The following is a 25,438-nucleotide window of genomic DNA, read 5'->3' as shown; positions in this document are numbered from 1 at the left end:
GGAGGGCACGAAGCCGCAGGCTGAGCGCCCGTCTCGAAGGACAGGCGGTGGTCTAGCCCTCGTCGGGCCGATAACGCATCGGCAGTAGCGGCGCGGGCATCGGGCGGGCGACGCGCTCGCCGCTCTGCCCGGCAAAGCTCGCCAACACCGGGCCGGACCAGTCGCGGATCACCCGTCGCCACAGCCGCCAGTCGCCGTTTTCGTGCTTCAACGCGTCCTCGTACCAGCCCATGACGTAGAGCTGGTGCGGCCCGTCGCCCTGCCGCAAGGCGACGGTTACATAGGACTTGGCCAGAGCACAGTCCTCGCCCGGCGTGATGACAGTGTTCGAGATATGGTGCTGTCGTCCGGCGGAAGTCGGCAGGTCACGCAGGAAGCTGGCGAAGTGGCGCAGCGCCGCGTGGCCCTGCCAGCTCTGCGGCTCTTCGAAAGCGTCCCATTCGAGCGTGCCCTCGGTGCAGAAGCAGGCGACGAAGTCCTCCACCGTGCCGGTGTCGAGCGCCCAGGCGCAGGCCGCAAGGCGCTCGTGGATGGCGAGCCTGTCGGCAGTGTCGAGCGTGATCATGATCAGGTTACCCCGTAATAGTCGAAGAAGGCGGAATTGCCGCGCCGCTCGGCCACGCTCACGAGAACTGTGCGATCGAGCCAGACGCAAAAGGCGAGGTCAAGTCCCGGTACGTGTATCGGTTTCGCGCGGGAATTGGCGACGCGCGCCCAGCGTAAGCACCGGCAGTGCCAGCACCAGCAGAGAAGCGAGCAGCGCTATAGCCAGCGAGAAATTGCCTTCGCTCGCCACCAGCACGCCGGTCAGCCAGGGGCCGATGATCCCGCCCGCCGTGCCGAACATGCTGATCAGCGCGATCACGCCCACCGGCACTTTGTCACCGCCAAGCTTCACGGATCCTGGGATGGCCCAGAACACGCCCTGGGCTGCGCCGATGCCGAGCCCCGCCACGCACATCAACAGCAGCACCGGCAGGCCCGGCGGCAACATGGCCGCGAACATCATCGCCACGCCTGCAGCGGCGGCAGGCAGGCCCGTGTGGAGCAGCCGCTCGCCCTTGCGGTCAGAGCGGCGGCCGTTGACCACCAGCCCGATCGCAAGCGCAAGGAGCGGGGTCGCGCTGAGCGAACCGATCAGGAACTCGCTCTGACCGAGATCGAGTTGGCGCACGAGCTGCGGCAACCAGAACACCAACGCATAGGACCCTGTCATAACCAGCAGCCATGTGAGCGAACAGCGCCACAACCACGGATCGCTCGCGATCTGGCGCACAGTGCGCGGCGGAGCATCATCGGCCCCTTCCTGGCGGACGAACTCGGCGGCGAGCCAGGCCCGTTCTTCTGCGTCGAGCCAGCGCGCCTTGTCGGGTCGGTCAACCAGATAGAGCGCCGCGAGCACCGCCAGCACCACATTGGGAATGGTCAGCAGCAGGAACATGTAGCGCCATGCGGGCAAATCAAGCGGATTGCCGATCTGCAGCAGCCAGCCGCATAGAGGCCCGCCCAGCACCATCGACAGCGGGACCGCCACCAGAGCCCCGCCGAGCATCCGCGCTCGCATGGCAGGCGGCGCCCATTGCGAGATGAGCCAGGTCATGCCGGGCGCGAAACCGGCTTCTGCCATCCCAAGCAGGAAGCGCGCAGCGTAGAATTCGGCCGCGCTGGTGATGTGCGCCATCCAGAACCCCGAGGCCGCCCAAAGCATCATCGAAACGAAGATCCAGCGCTTGATCCCCCATGTCCGCAGCAGGCGCACGTGTGCGTACTGGAACAGCAGGTAGGCGAGGAAAAACATGCTCACGCCCCAACCGAACTGATCGGGCGACAAGCCAAGATCGGCCGACATCGCACTGCCGGCATAACTGATATTTACCCTATCGATCGAGTTGACGAAGGTGATGATGGCAATCGGAATGATCAGCCGCAGCGTGATCTTTCCTTGCAGCCGCGCGCCTGTGGCATCGCTCATTATTGTAAAGCCCTCCCAAGGCCTGAAGCCGTGCACTTGGCCCAGACTGCGGCCATGCCGCAAGCCCTATGTCCCGCCAACCCGCAAATCCAAGACCCGGCGCGGCGAGATATCAGGTGGCAATCGGCTTCGCCAGGGAAAGGCAAATCGCGTCGATCGTCGACTCGAGCCTCGGATCGGGCGGGTCCGCATGGCTCGTCACCAGGCAGCGCACGCCGGGCGCGAAATTCAGGGGAAAGCGCACCAGTTCACCCGTGGCGAGCGACTGGCTCGTATCGTCATCAAACAGCAGCCCGATCCCGGACCTGCCCGCACCAGATCAAGCTGATAGTCAGGATATTGCGAACGGGCCGCCAGGGCGGATACGGCATAGAGCCCGACCGTCGCACGGCGCAGCACCCGCGTGACAAACTCGTCGCTTCCGGCCGGATCGCCGGTGCAGAAACCGCAATCGACCTCGCCATTGCGAAGCAGCGCTAGCACGTGGGCGCGATCCACAGCCTGAGTAAACTGGATCTCGGGCATGTCGTCGCGCGCGAGCAAGTCGCGGGTGGTGGGGCCAAGCCAGTTATCGAGCAGATAGTGCCCTGCCGCTACCCGCAGGGCGGACAACTCCTGCGGCGAAGACGGGCCGCTATCGCGCAACTTGCCCACCCCGCGCATCGCTGCTGAAGGGGCGCAACCATCACGCGGTAGGCTTCGGCGCTATCGCCAATGTCGCGGTGGCCGAGCCGGGCTATACCTCGGTCATACCCGACAGCGCCGCCACCATCGGCGAAGTGCTGAAGATGAACGGCTATGCCACCACCTTTTTCGGCAAGAACCACGATACGCCCAACGCGCGCGTGGCTGGCTACACCCTCCCTAGCGGGCGCGTGACCTGGGCCAACGGCGAAGGCGATCTCGACCTGTCACTGGCGGTGACCAGCATCACCGACGAATACTACTTCGTGGGAGCCTTCGACAATGCTCAGAGCGGCTTCTCGATGGGCCAGCCCGGCCGACCGCGTGAATGGTCGGTAAGTGCCACCAAGCGGTTCTGACCCGACCGCTATCCTCAGTCCCTGCGAACGCGCTCCTGCCCAAGCGGGTGCGTTTGCAGGGCTATCGTCTACCGCTGCCAGGCAAAGCGGGTGGCAAGTCGTTCCGTACAGGCTAGGAAGTTTGCATGACATCAGCTCTCGGCAAAGCCCTTGGTGGTCTTGTGCTCGGTCTTGCGCTGGCAAGCTGCGGCGCCAGCCAGCCAGCCGATGCCGAATGGCCGCTGCACGGGCTGGATGAAACGGCCCAGCGGTTTGCCGATATCGATCAAATCAATGCGGGCAACGTGGATCGACTGGGCCTCGCCTTCTACCACGACCTCGGCACCGACCGAGGGCAAGAGGCGACGCCGATCATGGTAGACAAGGTGCTGTACCTTGTCAGCGCCTACGATGTGGTAAAGGCAGTCGATGCCACCAGCGGTGAGCTGCTTTGGGAATACGATCCTCAGGTGCGCGCGGCATCGGCGCGCGGGTGCTGCGGCCCGGTCTCGCGCGGTGTGGCGGTTCATGATGGCAAAGTCTTCGTGGGCGCGCTCGACGGGCGGCTTGTCGCGCTCGACAAGCACAGCGGAGCGGTAGAATGGGAGGTGCAGACCATCGACCAGTCCGATCCGCTGGCGGTGAACTACACGATCACCGGCGCGCCGCGCGTGGCGGGCGATCTGGTGCTGATCGGCAACGGTGGCGCCGAGTTCGGTGCACGCGGGTTCGTCACCGCCTATGACACCGCCACTGGCGAGCAGGCGTGGCGTTTCTACACCGTGCCCGGCAAGCCCGGCATGCCCGATAATGCCGCCAGCGACAGCGCCATGGACATGGCCGCGAAGACGTGGGCCGGCGAATGGTGGAAATACGGCGGCGGCGGCACCGCCTGGGACGCCATCGAGTACGATCCCGAACTGGGCCTCGTCTATATCGGCGTCGGCAACGGCTCTCCGTGGAACCACCAGATGCGCTCCGACGGCAAGGGCGACAACCTGTTCCTCTCCTCCATCGTAGCGGTCGATGCGAAGACCGGCGAATACCGCTGGCACTTCCAGACGACCCCGGCCGACAGCTGGGACTACACCGCCACCCAGAACATTATCCTCGCCGATCTCGAAATCGACGGACATCAGCGCAAGGTGCTGATGCAGGCTCCGAAAAACGGCTTTTTCTATGTGCTAGACCGCGAGACGGGGGAGTTCATCTCGGGCGAACCCTTCGTCAACGTGACCTGGGCCAGCGGACTTGATCCCGAGACGGGACGCCCGATAGAAGTCCCCTCGGCGCGCTATTATCGCACCGGCGAGCCCTCGTTCCAGTTCCCCAGCTCGGGCGGAGGCCACAACTGGCCGCCGATGGCCTTCAGCCCCGATACTGGCCTTGTCTATATCCCCGCGCAGGATGTCGGGATGCCCTATGCCGCTGCCGACGAAGAGCAGGTTATCGGTGCCTACACCTCGGGTGTCGCCATGGATGGCGGCGGCGCGATGACCGATGAGGAACGCGAGGTGCTCTATGCCGGAATGAAGGGCTACCTGATCGCATGGGATCCGGTGAAGCAGGAGGAAGCCTGGCGCGTAGACCAGGCTGCCCCGTTCAATGGCGGCCTTCTCGCGACCGGCGGCGGGCTGGTCTTCGCCGGCAATATTGCGCGCGAACTGGCCGCCTACGATGCCGCGAGTGGGGAAAAACTGTGGTCGTTCGATGCACAGACCGCCGTGAGCGCCCCTCCCATCAGCTATGTAATCGACGGAGTGCAGTACGTTGCCGTGCTTTCTGGCTGGGGTGGCGGGTGGCCGCTCACCGGCGGGGTGATGGCATTGCAGGCGGGTAAGTCGGTCGGGCCAAACAGGTTGCTGGTCTTTGCGCTGGACGGCGAACAGAGACTGCCGCCCTTTACCCCGCCCGAAGGCCCGCGCCGCGCCATCGTATCCGCCCGTCCTGCTGATGAGGACTCTATTGCACGCGGCAATCAGCTCTATGCACGCTATTGCCTGCGTTGCCACGGCACCGGCGTGGTGAGCGCGGGCGCCTATCCCGATCTGCGCGCGTCTGGCGTGGTGCCGAGCGATGCCTTCGCCGCCGTTGTGCTAGACGGCGCTCTTGCGCCCAACGGGATGCCGAGCTTCGCTGACAAGATAGCGCGCGCCCAACTCAACGATATTCGCAGCTTCATCGAGGCCCGGTCGTTCGAAGACCTGGCCCAGGAATAAGAGGAGAGATCATGTCCGACCAAATGAGCGAAGTGCTCGCCGAACTCGCTGCCCTCAAGCAGCGGCAGGCCAAGCTGGAAACCGAAGTGCAGCAGGCACGCGATTTCCAGTCGGTGCAGAACCTGCAGGCGGCCTACGGTTACTATGTCGACAAGGGCCTGTGGGATAAGGCGGCCGAGCTGTTCGCCGAGGATGGCACGCTTGAACTGGCCGGGCGCGGCGTGTTCGTGGGCCGCGAGCGGGTGCGCGAATATCTCCACCACCTGCCGCCCTACGGCAAGGGCATGCTTTACAACCACATGCAGTTACAGCCGGTGATCCATGTCGATAGCGAAGCCGGCACCGCCAAGGGCCGCTGGCGCACGTTCATGATGGTGGGCTCGCTCGGCAACGAGGCGCGCTGGGGCGAGGCGACCTACGAGAACGAATACAAGCGCGTCGATGGCGAATGGAAGATCGCCTTGCTTCACGGCTACATGAATATCTATGTCGAGTTCGACCGCGGCTGGAACAAGGAAGGCGTCCCGCTGCTGCGCTCGATCGCTGGTCTGCAGCCCGATTTGCCGCCGACGATGGAATACGAATGCTATCCCGAGCCGATGATCGCGCCCTTCCACTACGACAAGGTTTAGCGCCCGTTGCCGGTAACGTGGGCGCGCGTCGTCAGGCTGCGCCCGCCTTGCAGGTTCGCCGCCGCCAGTTTCGCACGTGCGCCGATGCCAACAGCGCCGCTCCACCCAAGGTAGTCAAGGTCTCGAGAGCGTCGGTCCGTGCCAGCAAGGCGCCCCCCATAAGGGCCAGCCCGGAGACACCGAGAAGCAGCGTACCACGCGCAGCCAGATGGCGATGAGCGGCCTTGCCCAGCACCGTGATGCTGACCGGGATCGCGCAGGCGAACAGCCACAGGTGCAGCGCCTCAGGTAAGTGCAGCCACTGGGACAGCGCTGGCAGCATGGCGATAATCATGGGCAGCGCGAGGCAGTGCACTACGCAAACCGCCGAGAGCGAAATCGCTAGTCCGTCAAGCCAGTGAGCGGTTGCAGCACGCACCTAGACCACTCCTTCTCTATCTGCGCTGTTTCCGATCGAGTTCTTGAGCGGTCGCGGTAATCTCACGCGTGCTAAAGCTGACAAGATTGCGGATCCGAATGTCATCATCATCACGCCCATATAGGACCAATAAGGGTATGTTACAACATATCTCATATTGAATCGGGGTACTTCCCGAAACATGGCGGGTTGCGCAAGCCTCGCCGGGGCTTCTAAGTATGGCGAATGACTACAACGAACCGGCCCGCGCCGCGAGTCCTCACCGTCCTCTCAACCAAGCAAGTCAGCCCCAATATGCGCCGCATCACGCTAGGCGGCGCTGGCCTCATCGGGTTCCCTTTCGGGCAGCAAGGCGCTTACGTCAAACTGCGCCTGCCCCTGCCCGATGGCAAGATTGCAGTGCGCACTTATACGATCCGCGCCCAGCGCAAGGACGCGCTCGACATCGACTTTGCGCTCCATGCCGAGACAGCTAGCGGCCATGCCGGTCCGGCGACGGAATGGGCGCTGTCGGTGCAGCCCGGCGCAACCATCGAAGTGGGCGGCCCGGGCCCCGCCAAGCCTCTGCCCGAGGGGCGCGACGCCTATCTAATCGCGGGCGACATGACGGCCCTGCCTGCGATCGCGGTCAACCTCGCCGCATTGCCTGCGGATGCGCAAGGCCATGCGGTGATCGAAGTCATGGGCGAAGGCGACAGGATCGACCTGCCCCGCCCCGCAGGCGTGACGCTCGACTATCTGGTCGCGCCACAACCTGGCCTCCAGCCGCAGGCGCTGGCTGAGGCGCTCGCCGCGCGCGCATGGCCGCAGGGCGATGTCTATGCCTGGGCAGCCTGTGAATTCTCCGGTATGAAGGCTCTGCGCAGTCTGTTGCGTGATGAGCGCGGGCTCGGGCCGGACAGTCTCTATATCTCGTCCTATTGGAAGTCCGGCCTTAACGAGGACGCGCACAAGATCGCCAAACGCGAGGACGCGCAAGGCCAGTAGGCACTTCGGCAAGCCGGCTTGGAACTGACCTGCGAGCAAGCTTTACGCCCACTCCTTCAACGCCGGCTGCTTGTGCGTGCGACGTCCCGCCAGGCGTCAGCCCTCAGTGGCGAGACGATCGAACCCAGCCTGAATCTCGGCCAACTTGGCGTCGGTCAGCGCGGCAGGCTCGCGGATCTGCGGGGAGGTCTTGACCAGCTTCTCGCGCATGGCCTGCGCCAGTTCGTCCTTGTCGTACCACGGATTGCCGGGCTCGGGCGTGGCCACATACATATGCATGAGGTCCGAGCTGATCGGCACGAGGCCAATCCCGGCCTCCACCAGACGCGAGCTCAGCACCTTGGCCACCTGCGTACGGTCGGGCGTATGGATGGCGACGAAATCGAAGCCGACCGCTGCATCCATGTAATCGTCTAGCTAGTCGAGCGCCTTCATGGCAGGCAGGACATTGCTCTGCTGGATGATGCCGACGCCATAGACCGCGCAGTCGGCGATGAGCGCATCGTTGAAGTGGCTGCGCCAAAGTTTTCACGACGATACCCTTGGCAAGAGGTTGGCCCCCCCCTTTCGCTTTGGCGCTCCAGCCAGACATTGCGCAAAAGGTTTTGGAGCTGCGAGCCCTTGACGCGCGGCAGGGCCGGTTCACCCCCTGCGAAGCCGTGTTCGAAGAGAAGCACGTAACGGTCGGCTGGACCGACAATCCGCTGGTGCAGGAAGCGCTCGATCCGCAGGCCTTCGTCGACGCAGGCCATATCGGCGTGAATGTAGCGCGAAAATACACCTTCGCAGACGACTGGTTCAGCCGGCACGGGATCGAAAGACGGATAGAGCTACGTGCGCCCTCTTTCATTCAGGCGCCCTTTCTCCTGCCGGGCACCGTGCGGCTATGCATTATGCACCAGAGGCTTGCACGATACATGGCCGAGCGCCTGCCCCTGCGCATTGTGGAAACGCCGTTCCCACCCCCCGATACGCGAGATGATGCAATTCCACACGACCCGCGAGGGCGTCCCCGGGCTGCTCAGCTATAAGGATCCCCAGTCAACCAATCTTTGCGCAAGCCTTGCCCGCCTCGCGCCCGGAAAAGCGCATCTCGCCTGTGCAAAAGCTATCGAGAGCGCAGTTCGGAGGCGGCCCAGGTTTTCGAACGGTAACCATCAAACTTAGTGCCAAACTTAGTTTAACGCCATTTATTCCTAATTTTCATATACTTGCGGATTATGTTAGTTTGACAAGATGTTTGTTTTTTCCCGGGCAAGGGCAATCCTCTCGCCCTAGAGATAAGTGTTTGCGCTTAGATCGCTTACACCGCTCACCATCGATTTGGCGCTATAAAACTCCTCACAGTTTCAACCCCTTCTTGCGAACATTTGGCGGCAAGATGGAAGAATGGTGGGTCAAATGCTCGATTGGTTTGAAAAAGATGCGCCGATCCGGACGAAGTTCCAGACGCTTCAAATAATATTTACTTGCTTGTCGGCGCTGAGCCTGATGGCCGTTCTGCTCCTCGCAGCCGGATACGTGCCCACATATGTTGCCATTGCCATTGGCGGCGTCTCGCTTGCCTTAACCTTCGCGACGATCACAGTCGCCTCGAGCAAGGTTTGCACGCCCTACGTCAACACCGTGGTTCGTATGGAGGCGCTTGCCGCTGGGGACACGGAGAGCGCAATCCATTACATTGAATACAACGATTGCGTTGGCCGCATGACCAACGCGATGGCGACGTTCCGCGACAATGCCGTGGAAGTGCAGAAGAGCCGGGAAGCACAGAAGATCGTCGTCGAATCGCTGAGCAGCGCGCTGAAGTCGCTCGCGGACAACAAGCTTACCTGCCAAATTCAGCAGGACTTCCCCGGCGCCTACGAGGAGCTCCGTCGCGACTTCAATCGCGCAGTCAACTCGCTGGCCACCGCCATCAGCACCGTTAGCCAGAGCGCCAACTCGGTGCTTACCGGCGCGCAAGAGATTCATACCGCATCGGATGACCTGTCGCAGCGCAACGAGCAGCAGGCGGCGAGCCTCGAGGAAACCTCGGCTGCAATGAATCAGGTGACCCAGGGTGTAAACAGCACCGCCGTCGCCGCCAGCCAGGCCCAACAGACCATTGCAGGGGCTCATCGCGAGGCGAGCGAAGGCGGGGCCGTTGTCGAACGCGCTGTGGAGGCGATGTCGGCAATCGAGCAGTCCTCTGAAAAGATCAGTCAGATTATCGGCGTGATCGACGGAATCGCGTTCCAGACCAATCTCCTCGCGCTCAATGCCGGTGTCGAGGCTGCGCGTGCAGGCGATGCTGGCAAGGGATTTGCCGTCGTGGCAACCGAAGTACGTGCGCTCGCCCAGCGTAGTGCCGATGCCGCCAAGGACATCTCCGCGCTTATCACCGAATCCAGCGAACAGGTCAGCTCGGGCGTGTCGCTCGTTGGGGAAACCGGCACCCTGCTGTCCAAGATCCTCACCGGAATCGGCGAGATCAACACCGTGATCAGCGAGATCAGTGCACAGGCCCAGGCGCAGGCGTCCAGCCTGCAGCAGGTCAATGGCGCCGTGGGCGACATGGACCGTGTGACGCAGCAGAACGCAGCCATGGTAGAGGAATCGACGGCAGCCGCCCGCTCGCTTGCGGACGAAGCCAGTGAGCTGTCCAAGGTGGTGAGCAAGTTCGAAACCGGCACTTCCCTTGCAAGCCGTAAGATCGAGCCGATCACCAAAAGTGCCCCGAGCAAGGCGGCAAGTGCTCCCATGACCCATGGCAATGCTGCGCTGAAAGTGGTCGAGCCAACAGAAGACTGGTCGGAGTTCTAAGCTAAGAGGTAATCAGGAGGCGGGCCAGCCACTGCGTGGAAACGATATCTTCCAAGCTCCTAACTCCATACGGGCATTGCTCAGCGGCACGCCCAGCCTGGAACCTACCAATCGACCGCGCCGGTTCCCATTCGCTTGCGCGAATCGCAGCCATCGACCCGGCTCATGCGAACGACGCCCTCCACATGACCGGCGTCGATCATTCCTATGCATATCAGTCGCTATTCCTCGCGTCGTGGTTGCCAAGGGTGCAGCGGACAATCGGGAGAGAAAACGTGACCATGACAATCACACGGCTCCACCCGCTGTTTGCCGCCGAACTGGAAGGCGCGAACCTTTCAACGCCGCCTGATCGGGAACTGGTGGAACTGGTCGAAGATGCCATGGCAGGTTCGCCGTGCTGGTGATCCCAGATCAGGGGCATCGCTGATATGCCCCTGATCTGGGATCACCAGCACGGCAAAGCCCAAGCGGATCGCGCGGTCCGCGATATCATCCAGAAGTCGGCTTCGGGCCGCGAATGCCTCTGGGTCGGCAGCCACCAATGGCGGCAGGGCGACCTCGTCATCCGGGACAACCGTTGCCCGCTGCATCGTGCCTGCCCGTTCGATTTTCAGTCCGTAAAGCGCGATCTGCGCCGCGCAACGATCAGCGAAAACGGGCCGGAAATATCTGCGGTGGAAGCAAACCCGGGCCAGAACCGAGGCGCCGTCAGCCTAGGCGTGCCCTCCTCCGTCATTGCCCGCCCGAGGCAGCCATCAGGTCCATAAGGTTGCGCGCCGCGTCCCGGTCAGCCTCGTCCTCGAAGGCGACATCGAGATCGGGCGCAGCCCCCAGCATGAAGAGCATCGACCACAAGGCAAAGCGTCTGCCCCGATCCTGCTCGAGCCCGAAATCGACCAGCATCCGGTCCACCCCGGCGGCGACCGAGCGCGGGTCGACCTCGGCCAGATCGAAGGTGCCGAAATAGCGGTGCAGCAGGTCGTTCATGTCCATGCGCAGGCCTTAGCCTGCTTCACGCATTCTGGCCATTGGGCCGCGCGCCGATGGCTGCTATGGGCCGCGCCATGCTTACCATCGACGGCATCACCGTCCGGCTTGGCGGCCGGCCCATTCTCGAGCGCGCCAGCGCGACAATCCCGCAAGGCGCACGGGTCGGCCTGATCGGCCGCAACGGCGCGGGCAAGTCCACGCTGATGAAGGCGCTGATCGGCGAGATCGATCCCGACGAAGGCCAGATCGGCAAACCGTCGCGCTCGCGGCTCGGCTACATCGCGCAGGAAGCGCCGAGCGGCGAGATCACGCCCGAGGAGGCGGTGCTCGCCGCCGATGTCGAGCGCGCCGGCCTGCTCGCAGAGGCCGAGACCTGCACCGATGTCGACCGGCTGGGCGAGGTGCACGAGCGGCTGCTTGCCATCGACGCCTATAGCGCCCCTGCCCGCGCGGCAAAGATCCTCGTCGGCCTCGGCTTCGACGAGGAGATGCAGCGCCGCCCGCTCGACAGTTTCTCGGGCGGGTGGAAGATGCGCGTGGCGCTGGGCGCGCTGCTGTTTTCCGAGCCCGACGTGCTGCTGCTCGACGAACCTTCGAACCACCTCGACCTCGAAGCGACCCTGTGGCTGGAGAACTTCCTCAAGTCCTATCCGGCGACGCTGCTGGTGATCAGCCACGAGCGCGATCTGCTCAACAACGTGGTTGACCATATCCTTCACCTGCAGGGCGGCAAGCTCACACTCTATTCAGGCGGTTACGACGCGTTCGAGAAGCAGCGCGCCGAGCGGTCCGCGCAGCTCGCTTCGGCCAAGGCGGCGCAGGATGCGCAGCGCGCGCGGTTGCAGGACTATGTCGCGCGCAACAGCGCCCGCGCCTCGACCGCCAAGCAGGCCCAGGCCCGTGCGAAAATGCTCGCCAAGATGCAGCCCATTGCCGCACTGATGGAAGATCCGTCGCTGAGCTTCGAATTCCCCTCGCCCGAAGAACTGCGCTCGCCGATGATCACGCTCGACGGCGCGGCGGTCGGCTATGGCGAGGCCCCGCCGATCCTCCAGCGGCTGAACCTGCGCATCGACGCCGACGACCGGCTCGCGCTGCTGGGCCGCAACGGCAACGGCAAGACGACGCTTGCCCGCCTGCTCGCCGCCCAGCTTGAGCCCGCCGAGGGCGACATGGCCGCGCCGGGCAAGCTCAAGGTCGGCTATTTCACGCAGTATCAGGTCGAAGAGCTGGCGAGCGATGCCACGCCGGTCGAGCTGATGACGCGGGCAATGGAGGGCAAGACCCCCGGCGCGGTGCGCGCGCAACTGGGGCGGTTCGGCTTTTCGGGACCGCGCGCGACCACCAATGTCGAGCAGCTTTCGGGCGGCGAACGGGCCCGGCTCGCCCTGGCGCTGATCACGCGCGATGCCCCGCACCTGCTGATCCTCGACGAACCGACCAACCACCTCGACGTCGACGCGCGCGAGGCGCTGGTGCAGGCGCTCAACGACTATTCAGGCGCAGTGATCCTGATCAGCCACGATCGGCACATGGTCGAGCTGACGGCGGATCGTCTGGTGCTGGTCGATCGCGGCACGGCCAAGGACTATTCCGGTTCGATGGACGACTACATCGACTTCGTGCTGGGCCGCAACCAGCCGAAGAAGGAAGCCAAGCCCGGGCAAACCAAGGCCTCCTCAGGCAATTCGGCCAAGTCGCGCGCGAAGGCACGCTTTATCAAGTCGGAGCTGGCCGCCGCCGACAAGGCCATGGCCAAGCTGAAAGCGAGATTGAACGAGATCGATCAGGCCATGTACGAACCGGCCAATGCCGCGCCACATCTGGCCGACCACACCATGGGCGACTTGCTCGCCCAGCGCGCCAAGATCAGCGACAAGCTGGAAAGCGCAGAAGCCGAGTGGCTGGCGCTCGGCGAACAGCTCGAAGCGCTGGAACAGGCATAGGCTCTGTTAACAGGAGAATTCAGCCATAGACGGAGCGGCCCTCTGCCTCACCCTTCGCGCTGCCTCCGTTTTGCCCTGCCAGCTTGGAACCACAGTGGCCAACACCTCCTCCGGTCCCGTCATTATGGTCAGCGCTGGCCGCGTGGGCTTGCCTCGCTCTCGACCTTGCCGGGCGCGGCATTCACACGCTCCTGCTTGAGCGCAATCCTCCCGGCGCGAACGAAACCGTCCGCTGCAACCACCTTTCGTCGAGGACAATGGAGACTTTTCGCCGTCTCGGCTTCGCCGATGACGTGCGCGCCACCGGCGGAAGCCTTTCATCCGGCTGACGCCTGACGTTGGCGGCGAACATCGGCCCGAACCGGCTCCACCAATGGCGCACCGTCTCGTGGCAGATGTCGATACCGCGCTCGGACAGCAGGTCCTCGACGTTCCGCAGCGCCAGAGGAAAGCGAACATACATCATCACGATCAAGCGGGTGAGTACGGGCAATAAGTTGGTGAAGCGGAACGGGTTGCTCATCCAGGTCGGCTATTGTTGTCCTGCCCATTCAGCCAGCTTGCTTTGACAAGGCCATGCGCCTGCTCTCCAACGATCCGCACAATTCAATCTTAACAGGCAAGATCACCCCGGCAACGTGAGGGGCAAAGCCCACCAGCCGCAAGCCGTTCATGCCTTTGGGCCTCCAAAGCCGCCGCCGCCGGGCGTCAGGATCACGAAGGCATCGCCCGGCTGCATCTGTGCGCTCTGCGTAGCGGACAGCTCCTCTCGCGAGCCATCGGCCCGTTCCACCCAGTTGCGGCCCGGCTGCGCATCGCCTCCGCCACAGATGCCGCTCGGTGCGATCTTGCGTCGATTGGCGAGCATGTTCGCGCGCATCTGCTCAAGGAACGTGATCCTTCGCTCGACCCCGTCGCCGCCCTTGTGGGTGCCCTCGCCCCCGGAGCCTTTCCGGATGGCGAAGCGGTCGAGCCGCACCGGCATTCGCGTTTCGAGCACTTCCGGGTCTGTCAGGCGGCTGTTCGTCATGTGGGTCTGCACCGCGCTCGTCCCGTCATGGTCCGGCCCCGCGCCCGAGCCCCCGGCAATGGTTTCGTAATACTGGTGGCTCTCGTTGCCGAAGGTGAAATTGTTCATCGTGCCTTGCGAGGGCGCGAGCCGTCCGGTGGCGGCAAACAGCGCATCGGTCACGACCTGGCTCGTCTCGACATTGCCCGCGACCACGGCCGCGCCGGGTGCCGGATTGAGCATCGAGCCTTCGGGAACGACCAGCTCGACCGGGCGCAGGCAGCCGTCGTTCATCGGGATCGTATCGTCGATAAGGGTGCGCAGGACATAGAGCGCAGCGGCGCGCGTGATCGAGTGGGGGGCGTTGAAGTTGCCCGGCTGCTGCTCGCTCGTGCCGGTAAAGTCGAACACTGCCGAGCGATTGTCGCGGTCGATCCGGATCGCGACTTTGACCACCGCGCCGCTGTCCATTTCGTAGGTGAAACTGCCGTCGTCCAGCCGGCCAAGCAAGCGGCGAACGCTCTCCTCGGCATTGGCGAGGACGTGGCCCATATAGGCGCTGACGACCTCGCCGCCCTGATCGCGCGCGGCCGCTTGCAGCAGCTCGACCCCACGCGTGCAGGCAGCGAGCTGGGCGCGCAGGTCCGACAGGTTGCGGTCGGGGTTGCGTGCAGGGTATTTCGCGGAGCCGAGCGCTTTGCGCACGTCAGTCTCGCAGAAGGTGCCTTCGTCGACCATCAGGAGGTTGTCGATCATTACGCCCTCTTCATCGATGGTGCGGCTTTCGGGCGGCATCGAGCCGGGGGCGATCCCGCCGATATCGGCATGGTGCCCGCGCGCAGCGACAAACGCATCGGGTTCCTTGGCCGTATCATCGTAGAAGACAGGCACGATCACCGTGATGTCGGGCAGGTGGGTGCCGCCGTGGAACGGATCATTGAGCACATAGGCATCGCCGCGCCGGAAGCCGCGCCCGTCCCGCGCCCCGCCGCGCTCCTCGATCACGCGGGCGATGGAGTTGCCCATGCTGCCCAGATGCACAGGGATGTGCGGCGCGTTGGCGATCAGTGCGCCTTCACGGTCAAACAAGGCGCAGGAGAAGTCGAGCCGCTCCTTGATGTTGACCGAGGTCGCGGTGGATTGCAGCACCACGCCCATTTCCTCGGCGATGGCCATGAACAGGTTGTTGAAGATTTCCAGCCTGACCGGATCGACTTGCGTACCTGCCGCGCGGTCACGCTCAAGCGGCACCTTGCGCGACAGCACCAGGCTGCCTTCCTCGGCCAGCTTCGCCTGCCAGCCAGGTTCGATCACCGTGGTCGAACCAGGATCGATAATGAGCGCCGGTCCGTCAACCGTCTCGCCTGCACCGAGCGCGGCGCGCTCGATCGTGCGCCAGTGTCCCGTGGCCTCACCCTCGGCGGCAATAGGCTGGGCAACAGCTTCACCCAGCCCGCCCGAGATGCCGCAGGCCTCGACACTCAGCGCTTCGACGATGATGGGTGCCGCGTCGTCGGAATAGCCGAAGCGCTGAAGATGGGCCTTGCGGAACGCGGCATCCATCACCTCCGCCTCGGTACAATCAATTGTGAGCGTGGAATCGCTGCCCTCGAAGCGCAGACGGGCCCGGCTATGCAGCTTCACGGCATCTGCGGCGATCCCCTGTTCGACCAGCGCGGCGCGCGCTTCGTCTTCGAGCGAGGACAGGTCCGCTGCAAAGTCTTCGCCAAGCTGGCGCACAAGGCTGACCTCGCGGATCGCCTTCACCGGGGCGAGGCCAATTCCGTATGCTGAGAGAATGCCTGCCAGCGGGTGGACCAGCACGGTCTCGATGCCCAGTTCGTCGGCGACCTTGCAGGCATGTTGCCCGCCCGCCCCGCCGAAGCAGGCCAGCGCATAGGCCGTGACGTCATGACCGCGCGCGACCGAGATCTTGCGGATGGCATTGGCCATGCTGTCGACCGCAATGGCGAGAAAGCCCTCGGCAATCTCCTCCAATTCCTTCGGCTCGCCCAGCGATGCGGCGACCTCCTCCAGCCGCGACCTGGCAGCCGCCGGATCGAGCGGCTGGTCGCCATCGGGGCCGAAGACAGAGGGGAAGAACGCCGGATCGATCCGGCCGAGAAAGAGGTTGCAGTCGGTCACCGTCAGCGGCCCACCCTTGCGGTAGCAGGCTGGCCCCGGATGCGCGCCCGCGCTTTCCGGCCCGACGCGGAAGCGCGAACCATCGAAGGAGCAGATGGACCCGCCTCCCGCCGCGACCGTGTGGATCTGCATCATCGGCGCGGCCACCCGCACGCCCGCAACGACGCTATCGCCGGTAAGCTCGTATTCGCCGGCATAGTGGGCGACATCGGTGCTGGTTCCGCCCATGTCGAAGCCGATCAGCTTGTCGTGCCCGAGAGCCTCTCCGGTAGCGACCATGCCCACCACGCCGCCTGCGGGGCCGGAGAGGATCGCATCCTTGCCGCGAAACGCGCCGACCTCGGCCAGCCCGCCGTGCGACTGCATGAAACGCAAGGCACCGGTCTCGGGAAGCCCTGCCTGCAGCCCGTCGGTATAACGTCGCAGCACGGGCGAAAGGTAGGCATCGACCGCAGTGGTATCGCCACGCGAGACCAGCTTGATGAGCGGCGAGACCTCATGGCTGACGCTGACCTGCGCAAAGCCCAGTTCGCGCGCGAGCTTCGCCAGCCGTTCTTCGTGGTCGCGATGGTTCCACCCGTGCATCAGCACGATGGCAAGCGCATCGAAGCCTTCGTCGCGCAGCGCCAAAAAGTCACGCCGGGCAGCATCGAGATCGAGCGCGCGCAGAACCGTGCCATCCACTGCGACCCGCTCGTCCACTTCCACCACGCGGGAGGGCAATTGTTCGGGAAGAACGATATGGCGAGCAAAGATATCGGGCCTGGCCTGCGTTCCGATCCTCAGCACATCACCCAAGCCGCGCGTGATCGCGAGTGCGAGCCGCTCGCCCTTGCGCTCCAGCAGAGCATTTGTCGCCACGGTGGTGCCGATCCGCATTTCGGCAATCGGCGCTGTGCCATGGCGTTCCATTAATCGCCGGACCGATTCACTCGCCGCATCGTCGTAGCGGCCCGGGTCTTCCGAGAGCAGTTTGTCGGTAACGAGCCGCCCGTCGGGAGCGGTGGCGACGACATCGGTGAAGGTGCCGCCACGGTCGATTGCGAAGCGCCAGGTTCCGGACTGTTCTGGATGGGGCATGGAAGCTTGGGGCTCTCCTTGAAGAAACTTCGTTCAAGCTACTTAGGCCCGCTTGTGCGCATCGCAAGATTTCCCGGGAAGGGGCTGTCAGTCTTACGTCGACTTGTCTCCGATTGGCAGAGCGGTTCCAGCCCACCGGCAATGCAGACCATGAGGCGTTGCCACTCAGCCAAGGCGGCCAAGCGACGAACTAGGTAGGTCTGTCGAACGACGAAGTGGCGGTCATGGTTGAAGTGGTATTGCCGAGCTCACGCATTGCTGCCGGATAGTATCGCATTCCATCGGTGACGATTTTCTCAGCCCTGCCGTGACACTTCAGTGCCCTCTTCAGAAAGGCCAGTTCCGCGGGTTTATCCCTCTTCTTGGTGACCGATGACTTCGCCCTCGAGAGCTACGGCGCGCCACAGGTAGTGCCCTTCGCCATTGATCTTCACGAGCACCTCGTCAAAGTGATAGCGCCAATGCCGGAAGCCCTTCATCCGACTTACCTGCTGACGGCGGATGCCGGCCGCGAACATCGGACCGAACCGGTTCCACCAAAGCCGCACCAATCTTCATAGTACCCATGTCGCGACCGGGCTGCGCCTAGCCGACTGCGCCAGCAACCGCAGGCGCTTCTTCCTCGCCATGCTTCTCGTCACCGGGCGCAAAGGCACCTGCTGCCGGGAGGAGAGATATGTTGGCCACAAGGCACGGTACGGATTTTACCGCTTGGCCCTCTCGAACAGATCGACCAGTTCGCCGAACTTCTGTTTCTGCTCCTCGGCATCGCCGCTCGCGATCGCATCGGCCACGCAGCATGCCGCATGGCGCTTGAGAATTTCGCTCTCTGCCCGGCCAAGAGCAGCCTTGATCGCCTGGACCTGATTCAGGACATCGATGCAGTAACGATCATCCTCGATCATCTGCGCTACACCGCGCACCTGCCCCTCGATCCTGCGAAGGCGATTGACGATGCGGGAACCATCGGTTGCTGACACGCTTTGGAACTCCGTCTGCCACAATACCCTATGGGGTATCTTGCAATACTCCTAGGGGGTATTTATGACAAGGTGCGAAGGAGTTGCAAGAGCCATGTCCGATCTGCTGGTTTCACGTCGCCGACTGCTGGGAGCTGGAGCGCTTGGTGTGGGCGCATTGACAGTGCCCGCCTGGGCCCGCGGCGCCGATCTGCACGGTGGATCCATCCGCCCCGGTTTCGACGAAGTCTCGGGCCGCGACATTTCCCTGGTCATCGGCAAAGGCCCTCACGTGGTGCAAGGGCGTCGCGGACATGCGTTTGCCGTCAACGGCAGCGTACCGGGTCCGCTCGTGCGTCTTCGCGAAGGCCAGCCTGTGCGCCTCTCGGTAACCAACACGCTCGATGAAGACAGCTCGATCCACTGGCATGGTCTGCTGCTGCCGTTCCAGTTCGATGGGGTCCCGGGCGTCAGCTTCCCCGGGATCAAGCCAGGCGAGACATTCGTCTACGACATCCCCGCACTGCGCCAGCACGGCACCTACTGGTGGCACAGCCATTCGGGTCTGCAGGAGCAGGCTGGGCATTACGGCCCGATCGTGGTCGATCCGGCCGGCGCGGATCCGGTCCAGGCCGATCGCGATTACGTACTGCTGCTGAGCGAGTTCACGCCGCTGCACCCGCACACGATCATGGACAAGCTCAAGAAGGGCGAAGGCTACTTCAATTACCAGCAGAACACCTGGACGGATGACTATCCTCTGTCAGGCGAGGACCGGCAGATGTGGGCGCGCATGCGCATGATGGCGACCGATATCCTGGATGTGACCGGTTCGACCTACACCTATCTCGCCAACGGGCGTGGCATCGCCGAAGGGCCGGAATTCCTGTTCAACCCCGGCGAACGGGTGCGGCTGCGCATCATCAACGGTAGCGCAATGACCTTCTTCAACGTGCGCATCCCCGGGGTGAAGTTCTGGGTGGTCGCTGCCGACGGCCAGAACGTGCGTCCGGTCGAGGTCGAGGAATTCCAGATCGGCACAGCCGAAACCTACGACATCGTCGTCGAGGCGACCGGCGAGGCCCGCACGATTGTGGCCGAGAGCATAGACCGCTCCGGCATGGCGGTGGCGACGCTGGCATCCCGCCCCGGTGCGCGTGCGGCGGTTCCAGCGCTCCGCGACCCGCCGCTGCTGACGATGGCGGACATGGGCATGAACCACGGCGGTGAGATGAGCCATGGCGGTGGCGACACGGCCGGGATGGATCATTCCGCCATGGGTCATGACATGCCGGCCCATAACAGCGCTGCCGAACCCATGGGCGGGATGGACATGAGCGGCATGAACATGCGTGACACATCCAGCTTGCCGCCCGACGTAAAGGTCGGGCCGGGCATCGACATGGTCTCAATGAACCCGGTCGATCGCGTGGGAGATCCCGGCATTGGCCTCGACAAGGTTCCCCACAAGGTCCTGACCTACAAGGACCTCGTGGCATTGGCGCCCAACGACGACCTGCGGCGGCCGTCACGGCAGATGGAAATCCATCTGACCGGCAACATGGAGCGCTACATGTGGTCGTTCGACGGCAAGAAATTCACCGCCGTAAGCGACGACCCGATCCGCTTCGCCTACAATGAACGTGTCCGGGTGAAGCTGGTCAACGACACGATGATGGCCCACCCCATCCACTTGCACGGGCACTTCTTCGAACTGGTCAACGGTGCGCCTGCCGACCGCCAGCCGCAGAAGCATACCGTGATCGTGCAGCCCGGCGGCAGTGCCATGTTCGACCTAACCGCCGACGAGGAGGGCGACTGGGCCTTCCACTGCCACCTGCTCTACCACATGCATTCGGGCATGTTCCAAATCGTGACTGTCGCGCCGCAGGAAAATCAGCCGGATGTGATGCGGGTGGGAGAAGACTGATGCGCTTGCTCGTCGTAATGCTCCTCGCCGGCGCCGCCACCCCTGTGTTCGCTCAGGACCATTCGGGTCATGCGATGGCTCCAGCGCAATCAGCTACTCAGACCGATTGTGGAAAGGAGGCCGCACACCACCGCGCAATGGGCCATCCAGTGCCCGAGGGAGCTTGCGTGCCGGAAGCACAACCGGCCGAACCAGCCTCCAGCGATCACGCCGATGGCCATGCCGGCATGGACCATTCAACAATGGGCCACGAAGGTATGCAGTCGCCACAAGCTCCCACGGATCACGGGACCATGGACCACGGCGCAACGGACATGACACCAATCCCGCAAGGTTCGCCTCCGGCTTCGGCGGGATCGGGACCCCCACGCGCTGCCGACGCGATCTGGGGTGCCGAGGCAATGCGCGCCTCGCGCCGCGCTCTGCGCACCGAGAATGGCGGGATGAACGTATTCTGGTTCCAAGGCGACCGCGCCGAATATCGCGCACGGGAAGGCGGTGATGGCTACCTGTGGGATGTACAAGGCTACTACGGCGGAGACTTCGACAAGTTCTGGTTCAAGAGCGAAGGCGAAGGCACTTTCGGGGAAAGCCCCGAGTCCGCCGAAATTCAGGGCCTGTGGAGCCATGCGATCGGTCCCTGGTGGGATTTGCAGGCTGGTGTCCGTCAGGACTTGACCGGCCCCGAGCGCACGCATGCTGTCATCGGCGTGCAGGGTCTTGCGCCTTATATGTTCGAGGTCGACGCGGCCGCTTTCCTTTCGACCAAGGGCGATCTGACGGCGCGGATCGAGGCTGAACTTGACCAACGCATCACTCAGCGCCTGATCCTGCAACCCCGCGCCGAAGCGAACCTGTCCGCGCAGGACATACCCGAACTCGGTATCGGGGCCGGGCTCGATTCAATCGAGCTGGGGCTGCGGCTGCGTTATGAATTCGTCCGCGAATTCGCCCCGTACATCGGGGTGGAGCAGGAATGGCAACTCGGCCAGAGCGCCGACTATAAGCGCCTCGCGGGTGAAGACCCGAGCGTGACGAACTACGTTGTCGGCGTAAGGTTCTGGTTTTGAACGCGCCGTCGTGGGTCGACGTGGAGTTCCAATCTCTGAACTGGCCTGAACCCTCCCAGGTCTCGGATCGAACGACCGTTCTGGAGGTAAGACTTGCCAACGCCAACTGCCCGCTCTTGATGCTGTGGACGGCTCTCCACCCCTCCTGCGGTAATATCGTAGGGTTGAGATGGAAGGACAGTCGAAAGCGGCCAATGCCGAAGTGGTCGCCCGCTTCAGCGCGATGCTTCCCGACGAGGTGGAGGAGCGCAAGGCACCGCACCGTTACGACCTGGAGAACGAATGCCTGGTCCAGCCGGAAGCTGCCTCGATTACGCTCGGAACGAACGCCCTGTGCCGCCCACGTCGACGCCTGAACGAGAGAGCCGAGACAGGCGGCGACAACAGCGCTACAGCCACTGAACCGGGCCAGCGAATCTTCGCTGTCGAAAGACCTGGGGAGTTTCGCGGGCGAGGAATAGCGAGGAATGGGGTCCAGGGGCTGGAAAGCTGTTGCGTTGCTGGCGACCGTTCAGACCCTCGCCTTTTCCCATCGCACGCTTGCCACTCTCCTCGCAGAACCCATCCGTCTGGATTTCGGCGTCAGCGATACTCTCATCGGTATTCTTATCGGTGCGGCGTTCTCGATCAGCTTCGTCGTCACCGCTCTGCCCCTGGGACATCTGGCGGACCATGGAAACCGCTTCCGGCTGCTCGGCGCCCTCGTCGCGTGCTGGAGCGTTTTGACGAGCCTTGCCGTTGCGGCTTCCAGTTTTGCCATACTCCTGTTGCTGAGGATTGGATCGGCCGGCGCCATGTCCGGGGTGACCCCGGCTGCGGGCTCGCTTCTCGCCGAACGCTATCCGGGGCCGAAGCTCGCCAAACCCATGGGCATCTACGCCAGCGGAATCTATTTCGGAGTAGGCGGTTCGATGCTGATCGGAGGAGCATTGGCATCGTGGTTCGATCCCTTTTCCGGCTACGCACTCGGCCCGCTCCCGCTTCTGAGCGGCTGGAAGATCATCTACTTCTTCGCCGGACTTCCTGGCATTGTCCTCGCCGCAATCTTGCTCGGCCAGACCGATCCAGGTCGCAGTGGCAGGCGCCCTGCATCGCCCAGCTCTCTGAAGCCCGTCTTTGCCTTCCTTTTCACGCGGCCCGCGACCTATGTTCGGGTGATGCTCACGCTGACGATGCTGGTGTTCGTAGCCACGGCCATCGGTGCATGGCTACCTGCCATGTTTCTGCGCAAGCACGGGTGGACGATCGAGGATATCGGCCTGTGGTCGGGGGCGATAACGATTGCCGCCGGTTTGCTGGGCACCTTGGGGAGCGGCTTTCTCGTGGAGCAATCCGGCCGCCTTACCCGCAGCGCGCAGCCGCAGACCATAGTGCTGATAGCAGCGGCTACCCTATCGGCCCCACTTGCCATAGCATTGCCACTGGTCTCCTCGCCCATGGCCTGCATGGCGCTGTTCTTCTGCCGCTCGCTGCTGGGGGGGATCATCATTTCGGTCGGCTATGCGCTTCTGATGAATCTCGCACCCACGCGGCAGCGGGCGCGGTTAGCGGCGGTGGCAGGAATCACGCTCAACCTTATCGGCGGGGCCCTCGCGCCCATTGCCGTTGCCCTGGCGACCGACTTCCTGTTTGCCGATCCTCTGAAACTGCCGCTATCGCTGGCCCTGGTGTCAGCCTGCGGCTCGCTTGCGGCGCTCATCATTCTCCTGCCGGGAGCGAGAACGCTGCTCTCTCCCGACAGCCGTTCTATCTGAACGCAGCGTCAGACGACAGCAGTCTCAGTCCGCCCTGTTGCCCGGAGATCCTGCACCGCCCACAAAATGGGATCACCACGCTCGACGCGCGGCTCCTGCCCCGCGCACCAGGGATAGCGAGCAGGGTCCAGAGGCACGGTATCAGCGGCAAGCATGGCGCGAAAATGCTCAAGCCGTTCGCGGTCGCTCTCAGCGATGCCACGCGGCCTCGGCTTGGCCCTGCGCGACTGCCAGCTGGCTGACACCATCGACATCGGCAAAGTCGAACATTGCGCCGCGCCGCTCGCCAGCGGGGATGTGGTCCGGCCAGCGTATCACCAACGGCACATGCGTTCCGGTCAGCGTAGGCTGGCCCTTACCTCCGCGCACCGCTCACCGTTGCGCTGCGAGTGGATGCGCCGGTTGGTGCCCTTTTCGGCGGTGAAGACGACCAGTGTATTGTCAGTCCATTCCAGCGCATCGAGCCGGTCGAGCAGCAACTGGGCAAAGTCGGCCTCCGTCGGTGTGATGCCGGTGCGACCGTCGAAGCCGTTGCTGCTCAGCATCCACTTGCCGAAAATCCCGGTCGCATGCCTACCTTTGCTGAAGAAGTTCCCGAAGGTGCGCTCGTCCGGCCCGAGGTAGCCGAAAGCCTCTTAAATCCGTGCATTCTCCTTGCCCGTCATCGGACGGGTGCGGCTGGGAGAGCACAGCGGGGGCGAGCGCTTCCCTCCGCTGCTTTGCGATGGTGTTGGGGATAGCGCTTTTCATTATTCTTCCAGCGCCTCGCTCGCACTTTCGACCGTGTTGCTCCCGGTGCCCAGAACAGGGAATTCCGCGAGGGCTTTCCCACGGGTATGCGCCTCCAGCTTGGCCGGGCTGTCTGGGAAAATGTCGTCCAGACGGTCAATCCGGTTAGGCTCGACATACCAGCTATTCGGGAAGTCGGCGGCGCGCGTGCCGCCCTCCATCCGGCGCACGCTGCCCCGCGAATAGCGCCGGGTGTAGGGAATCACATGGCGTCCGTCATCGTCGGCCAGTTGGTCGAACAGGGCCTGACGCATGGCGACCTTGGCCTCCAGAAAGTCCGGATCTTCGATGAGATTGTGCATCTCTTCCGGGTCTTGCGCGAGGTCGTAAAGTTCCTCGGTATCGTAGATGCCATAGTACTGGATATACTTGAGGTTATCCCGAACGATGGCGAAGGTCCCGGGGGTCATCGGAAAGGTCCATTCCCAGTAATACTCGTAGATGAAATCGTCGGGCTGCCATTGGTCGGTCGGGATAGCACCGCTCATCAGCGGCCAGGCGTTGTGCCCCTCGAACTGCGGCGGCAGGTCCACGCCTGCCAGCGACAGGAAGGTCGGCGCGAAATCAAGGTTGCGAATGCGGCCCGGATTCACCGCGCCTGCAGGCACCGCGCCCGGTGCATAGACAACCATCGGCACCTGCACCGAAGGCTGATAGGCATTGCGCTTGTCGATCAGGCCGTGATCGCCGATCAGATAGCCGTTATCCGATGTGAAGACGACCAGCGTATCGTCTTCGAGGTCGTTGGCCTCGAGATAGGCGAGGATGCGTGCCACGCTGTCGTCCACCGCGGACAGGGTCGAATAGTAATAGCGCAGGTATTCCTGCATCGACATGTCCGAATTGTAGAAGAAGTCGAGCCCGTGCCAGGTGTTGCGCTGGTTGTAGACCCACATCGGCTTGCCCTCGTAGTTCTCGGGCGTGTTGGCGGAGCTGGCTGGCAGATCGAAGGTCACATTGTCATACTGCCCGGCATAGCGCGGCGGCGGCAGCGGGTCCGAATGGACCGCCTTGTGGCTGAGATAGAGCATGAACGGCTGGTCGGGATCGCGTTCGTGCTCCAGCCAGTTCATCGCATAGTCGGTCAGTTCGTCGGTGATGTAGCCGCGCTGCGGCACCTCGACGCCATCGACATTGAAATTGGTTTCGCGGCCCGGCGCGGCATCGGGATTCGGATAGTACTCGCCCTGCCCCTTGAAGCTCACCCACTTGTCAAAACCGGCACGCGGTGCGTCGGTCGCCGAGCCCATGTGCCACTTGCCGATAAAGGCCGTGCTGTATCCGGCCTCCTGCAAATAGGCGGGGAAGAAGGTCAGCCCTTCCTCGCTGGAATCGGTATTGTCGACGATGCCATGGTTGCGCGCGGTCATCCCGGTAAGGATCGTGGCACGGCTGGGGCTGCACAGCGAGGATGTCACCAAGGTATTTGGCATATAGGTGCCGCCGCGGGCCAAGCGGTCAATGGCGGGGGTCTGCAATTGCGGCTGCAGAAAGCCCATGCCGTCGAAGCGCAGATCGTCGATCAGAATGAAGATGATATTGCGCGGCTTATGTTCTGCGACCTCGGCATTTGCAGGCCCTGATGGCTGGGCCGCCAGGGGATGGGCGCAGGCGCCAGTCAGGAGCGCCACCCCTGCAAAAAGGGCCTTGGCTGTGGGGGCGATCTTCATGACGTCCTCTTCACTCTTCTAATAATAATTGCGGTTTT

The 25,438-nt window shown here is 63.5% G+C and carries 23 protein-coding genes and 3 pseudogenes; 13 read left to right on the top strand and 13 right to left on the bottom strand.

The annotated features are described in order from the left end of the window. Positions 1-52: 52 nt before the first annotated feature. From ABDJ38_RS00400 to ABDJ38_RS00390, 3 genes are all read right to left on the bottom strand, one after another. On the bottom strand, positions 53-565 hold the full coding sequence (locus ABDJ38_RS00400; protein WP_346783093.1) for a nuclear transport factor 2 family protein: 513 nt from the start codon (positions 563-565) through the stop codon (positions 53-55). A gap of 99 nt (positions 566-664) precedes the next feature. Continuing rightward, entirely contained in the window at positions 665-1,972 is a 1,308-nt protein-coding gene (locus ABDJ38_RS00395) for an MFS transporter (RefSeq protein ID WP_346783092.1), read from the bottom strand. A 228-nt stretch (positions 1,973-2,200) separates the two neighbouring features. Then, entirely contained in the window at positions 2,201-2,626 is a 426-nt protein-coding gene (locus ABDJ38_RS00390; RefSeq protein WP_346783091.1) for a LysR substrate-binding domain-containing protein, read from the bottom strand. Here ABDJ38_RS00390 and ABDJ38_RS00385 point away from each other — a divergent pair. From ABDJ38_RS00385 to ABDJ38_RS00375, 3 genes are all read left to right on the top strand, one after another. Then, positions 2,560-3,015 carry a sulfatase-like hydrolase/transferase gene (locus tag ABDJ38_RS00385; protein ID WP_346783896.1) on the top strand — a complete coding sequence of 152 codons (456 nt, stop codon included), beginning with the start codon at positions 2,560-2,562 and terminating at the stop codon, positions 3,013-3,015. The two genes, ABDJ38_RS00390 and ABDJ38_RS00385, sit on opposite strands and share 67 nt — an antisense overlap. A gap of 125 nt (positions 3,016-3,140) precedes the next feature. After that, complete coding sequence (locus ABDJ38_RS00380; RefSeq protein WP_346783090.1) at positions 3,141-5,213, top strand: PQQ-dependent dehydrogenase, methanol/ethanol family; 2,073 nt, start codon at positions 3,141-3,143, stop codon at positions 5,211-5,213. Positions 5,214-5,224: 11 nt separating this feature from the next. Beyond that, complete coding sequence (locus tag ABDJ38_RS00375) at positions 5,225-5,845, top strand: nuclear transport factor 2 family protein (protein WP_346783089.1); 621 nt, start codon at positions 5,225-5,227, stop codon at positions 5,843-5,845. Positions 5,846-5,876: 31 nt separating this feature from the next. Here the strand turns inward: ABDJ38_RS00375 and ABDJ38_RS00370 are convergent, their stop codons facing one another. Continuing rightward, entirely contained in the window at positions 5,877-6,263 is a 387-nt protein-coding gene (locus ABDJ38_RS00370) for a MerC domain-containing protein (protein WP_346783087.1), read from the bottom strand. A gap of 225 nt (positions 6,264-6,488) precedes the next feature. Between ABDJ38_RS00370 and ABDJ38_RS00365 the strand changes: the two genes are divergently transcribed. Continuing rightward, on the top strand, positions 6,489-7,250 hold the full coding sequence (locus tag ABDJ38_RS00365; protein ID WP_346783086.1) for a siderophore-interacting protein: 762 nt from the start codon (positions 6,489-6,491) through the stop codon (positions 7,248-7,250). Positions 7,251-7,346: 96 nt separating this feature from the next. On the opposite strand, the gene ABDJ38_RS00360 is transcribed toward ABDJ38_RS00365, so the two are convergent. After that, the gene (locus tag ABDJ38_RS00360) at positions 7,347-7,655 is read right to left on the bottom strand and encodes a hypothetical protein (RefSeq protein WP_346783085.1); all 309 of its coding nucleotides are present in this window, start codon (positions 7,653-7,655) and stop codon (positions 7,347-7,349) included. 200 nt (positions 7,656-7,855) lie between these two features. On the opposite strand from ABDJ38_RS00360, the gene ABDJ38_RS00355 reads away from it, so the two are divergent. The 4 genes from ABDJ38_RS00355 (at position 7,856) to ABDJ38_RS00340 (ending at position 10,825) form a co-directional block, all read left to right on the top strand. Next, a complete protein-coding gene (locus tag ABDJ38_RS00355; RefSeq protein ID WP_346783084.1) occupies positions 7,856-8,281 on the top strand; it encodes a type 2 periplasmic-binding domain-containing protein in 426 nt (141 codons plus the stop codon). Positions 8,282-8,651: 370 nt separating this feature from the next. Further along, complete coding sequence (locus tag ABDJ38_RS00350; protein WP_346783083.1) at positions 8,652-10,055, top strand: methyl-accepting chemotaxis protein; 1,404 nt, start codon at positions 8,652-8,654, stop codon at positions 10,053-10,055. Positions 10,056-10,330: 275 nt separating this feature from the next. Beyond that, the gene (locus ABDJ38_RS00345) at positions 10,331-10,462 is read left to right on the top strand and encodes a hypothetical protein (protein ID WP_346783082.1); all 132 of its coding nucleotides are present in this window, start codon (positions 10,331-10,333) and stop codon (positions 10,460-10,462) included. Between the two features lie 24 nt (positions 10,463-10,486). Beyond that, complete coding sequence (locus tag ABDJ38_RS00340; protein WP_346783081.1) at positions 10,487-10,825, top strand: TauD/TfdA family dioxygenase; 339 nt, start codon at positions 10,487-10,489, stop codon at positions 10,823-10,825. Here ABDJ38_RS00340 and ABDJ38_RS00335 read toward each other — a convergent pair. Continuing rightward, positions 10,791-11,051 carry a hypothetical protein gene (locus ABDJ38_RS00335; RefSeq protein ID WP_346783080.1) on the bottom strand — a complete coding sequence of 87 codons (261 nt, stop codon included), beginning with the start codon at positions 11,049-11,051 and terminating at the stop codon, positions 10,791-10,793. The genes ABDJ38_RS00340 and ABDJ38_RS00335 overlap by 35 nt on opposite strands. 71 nt (positions 11,052-11,122) lie before the next feature. On the opposite strand from ABDJ38_RS00335, the gene ABDJ38_RS00330 reads away from it, so the two are divergent. Both ABDJ38_RS00330 and ABDJ38_RS16910 read left to right on the top strand, forming a co-directional pair. Further along, a complete protein-coding gene (locus ABDJ38_RS00330) occupies positions 11,123-12,994 on the top strand; it encodes an ABC-F family ATP-binding cassette domain-containing protein (RefSeq protein ID WP_346783079.1) in 1,872 nt (623 codons plus the stop codon). A gap of 83 nt (positions 12,995-13,077) precedes the next feature. After that, positions 13,078-13,242: pseudogene (locus ABDJ38_RS16910) on the top strand (hypothetical protein); the annotation flags it as partial. A gap of 49 nt (positions 13,243-13,291) precedes the next feature. Here ABDJ38_RS16910 and ABDJ38_RS00325 read toward each other — a convergent pair. The 4 genes and pseudogenes from ABDJ38_RS00325 to ABDJ38_RS00310 form a co-directional block, all read right to left on the bottom strand. Next, a pseudogene (locus ABDJ38_RS00325) lies at positions 13,292-13,517 on the bottom strand (IS6 family transposase); the annotation flags it as partial. 147 nt (positions 13,518-13,664) lie between these two features. Continuing rightward, positions 13,665-17,228 carry a hydantoinase B/oxoprolinase family protein gene (locus ABDJ38_RS00320; protein ID WP_346783078.1) on the bottom strand — a complete coding sequence of 1,188 codons (3,564 nt, stop codon included), beginning with the start codon at positions 17,226-17,228 and terminating at the stop codon, positions 13,665-13,667. A 149-nt stretch (positions 17,229-17,377) separates the two neighbouring features. Next, positions 17,378-17,776 (bottom strand): annotated as a pseudogene (locus tag ABDJ38_RS00315) (DDE-type integrase/transposase/recombinase); the annotation flags it as partial. Positions 17,777-17,932: 156 nt separating this feature from the next. Further along, positions 17,933-18,208: a metal-sensitive transcriptional regulator gene (locus ABDJ38_RS00310; protein ID WP_346783077.1), complete on the bottom strand. Its 276-nt coding sequence runs from the start codon at positions 18,206-18,208 to the stop codon at positions 17,933-17,935. Between the two features lie 94 nt (positions 18,209-18,302). Between ABDJ38_RS00310 and ABDJ38_RS00305 the strand changes: the two genes are divergently transcribed. The 3 genes from ABDJ38_RS00305 (at position 18,303) to ABDJ38_RS00295 (ending at position 22,941) form a co-directional block, all read left to right on the top strand. Next, positions 18,303-20,117: a copper resistance system multicopper oxidase gene (locus tag ABDJ38_RS00305; protein WP_346783076.1), complete on the top strand. Its 1,815-nt coding sequence runs from the start codon at positions 18,303-18,305 to the stop codon at positions 20,115-20,117. Further along, positions 20,117-21,187, top strand: a complete 1,071-nt coding sequence (locus tag ABDJ38_RS00300; RefSeq protein ID WP_346783075.1) for a copper resistance protein B — start codon at positions 20,117-20,119, stop codon at positions 21,185-21,187. The genes ABDJ38_RS00305 and ABDJ38_RS00300 overlap by 1 nt, the downstream gene beginning before the upstream one ends. 497 nt (positions 21,188-21,684) lie before the next feature. Further along, positions 21,685-22,941, top strand: coding sequence for an MFS transporter (locus ABDJ38_RS00295; RefSeq protein WP_346783074.1), 1,257 nt, complete (start codon positions 21,685-21,687; stop codon positions 22,939-22,941). A 189-nt stretch (positions 22,942-23,130) separates the two neighbouring features. On the opposite strand, the gene ABDJ38_RS00290 is transcribed toward ABDJ38_RS00295, so the two are convergent. The 3 genes from ABDJ38_RS00290 to ABDJ38_RS00280 all read right to left on the bottom strand — a co-directional run bounded on the left by ABDJ38_RS00290 (position 23,131) and on the right by ABDJ38_RS00280 (position 25,400). Beyond that, a complete protein-coding gene (locus ABDJ38_RS00290) occupies positions 23,131-23,259 on the bottom strand; it encodes a hypothetical protein (protein ID WP_346783073.1) in 129 nt (42 codons plus the stop codon). Positions 23,260-23,279: 20 nt separating this feature from the next. Further along, positions 23,280-23,486 carry a hypothetical protein gene (locus ABDJ38_RS00285; RefSeq protein ID WP_346783072.1) on the bottom strand — a complete coding sequence of 69 codons (207 nt, stop codon included), beginning with the start codon at positions 23,484-23,486 and terminating at the stop codon, positions 23,280-23,282. Between the two features lie 204 nt (positions 23,487-23,690). After that, positions 23,691-25,400: a sulfatase family protein gene (locus tag ABDJ38_RS00280; protein WP_346783071.1), complete on the bottom strand. Its 1,710-nt coding sequence runs from the start codon at positions 25,398-25,400 to the stop codon at positions 23,691-23,693. Positions 25,401-25,438: the final 38 nt, after the last annotated feature.

This window comes from Aurantiacibacter flavus (assembly GCF_039710615.1).
GTDB classification, from domain to species: domain Bacteria; phylum Pseudomonadota; class Alphaproteobacteria; order Sphingomonadales; family Sphingomonadaceae; genus Alteraurantiacibacter; species Alteraurantiacibacter flavus.
Note: the sequence above shows the minus strand (reverse complement) of the source record. Positions and strands in the feature narration are given on the sequence as shown.

Bases quoted from the DNA above. Each gene is read 5' to 3' on its own strand.
- ABDJ38_RS00305 (WP_346783076.1), top strand. From the start codon at position 18,303: ATGTCCGATCTGCTGGTTTCACGTCGCCGACTGCTGGGAGCTGGAGCG.
- ABDJ38_RS00280 (WP_346783071.1), bottom strand. From the start codon at position 25,400: ATGAAGATCGCCCCCACAGCCAAGGCCCTTTTTGCAGGGGTGGCGCTC.
- ABDJ38_RS00340 (WP_346783081.1), top strand. From the start codon at position 10,487: ATGCCCCTGATCTGGGATCACCAGCACGGCAAAGCCCAAGCGGATCGC.
- ABDJ38_RS00395 (WP_346783092.1), bottom strand. From the start codon at position 1,972: ATGAGCGATGCCACAGGCGCGCGGCTGCAAGGAAAGATCACGCTGCGG.
- ABDJ38_RS00320 (WP_346783078.1), bottom strand. From the start codon at position 17,228: ATGCCCCATCCAGAACAGTCCGGAACCTGGCGCTTCGCAATCGACCGT.
- ABDJ38_RS00375 (WP_346783089.1), top strand. From the start codon at position 5,225: ATGTCCGACCAAATGAGCGAAGTGCTCGCCGAACTCGCTGCCCTCAAG.
- ABDJ38_RS00335 (WP_346783080.1), bottom strand. From the start codon at position 11,051: ATGGACATGAACGACCTGCTGCACCGCTATTTCGGCACCTTCGATCTG.
- ABDJ38_RS00365 (WP_346783086.1), top strand. From the start codon at position 6,489: ATGACTACAACGAACCGGCCCGCGCCGCGAGTCCTCACCGTCCTCTCA.
- ABDJ38_RS00360 (WP_346783085.1), bottom strand. From the start codon at position 7,655: ATGGATGCAGCGGTCGGCTTCGATTTCGTCGCCATCCATACGCCCGAC.
- ABDJ38_RS00350 (WP_346783083.1), top strand. From the start codon at position 8,652: ATGCTCGATTGGTTTGAAAAAGATGCGCCGATCCGGACGAAGTTCCAG.
- ABDJ38_RS00400 (WP_346783093.1), bottom strand. From the start codon at position 565: ATGATCACGCTCGACACTGCCGACAGGCTCGCCATCCACGAGCGCCTT.
- ABDJ38_RS00300 (WP_346783075.1), top strand. From the start codon at position 20,117: ATGCGCTTGCTCGTCGTAATGCTCCTCGCCGGCGCCGCCACCCCTGTG.
- ABDJ38_RS00285 (WP_346783072.1), bottom strand. From the start codon at position 23,486: ATGCTGAGCAGCAACGGCTTCGACGGTCGCACCGGCATCACACCGACG.
- ABDJ38_RS00380 (WP_346783090.1), top strand. From the start codon at position 3,141: ATGACATCAGCTCTCGGCAAAGCCCTTGGTGGTCTTGTGCTCGGTCTT.
- ABDJ38_RS00330 (WP_346783079.1), top strand. From the start codon at position 11,123: ATGCTTACCATCGACGGCATCACCGTCCGGCTTGGCGGCCGGCCCATT.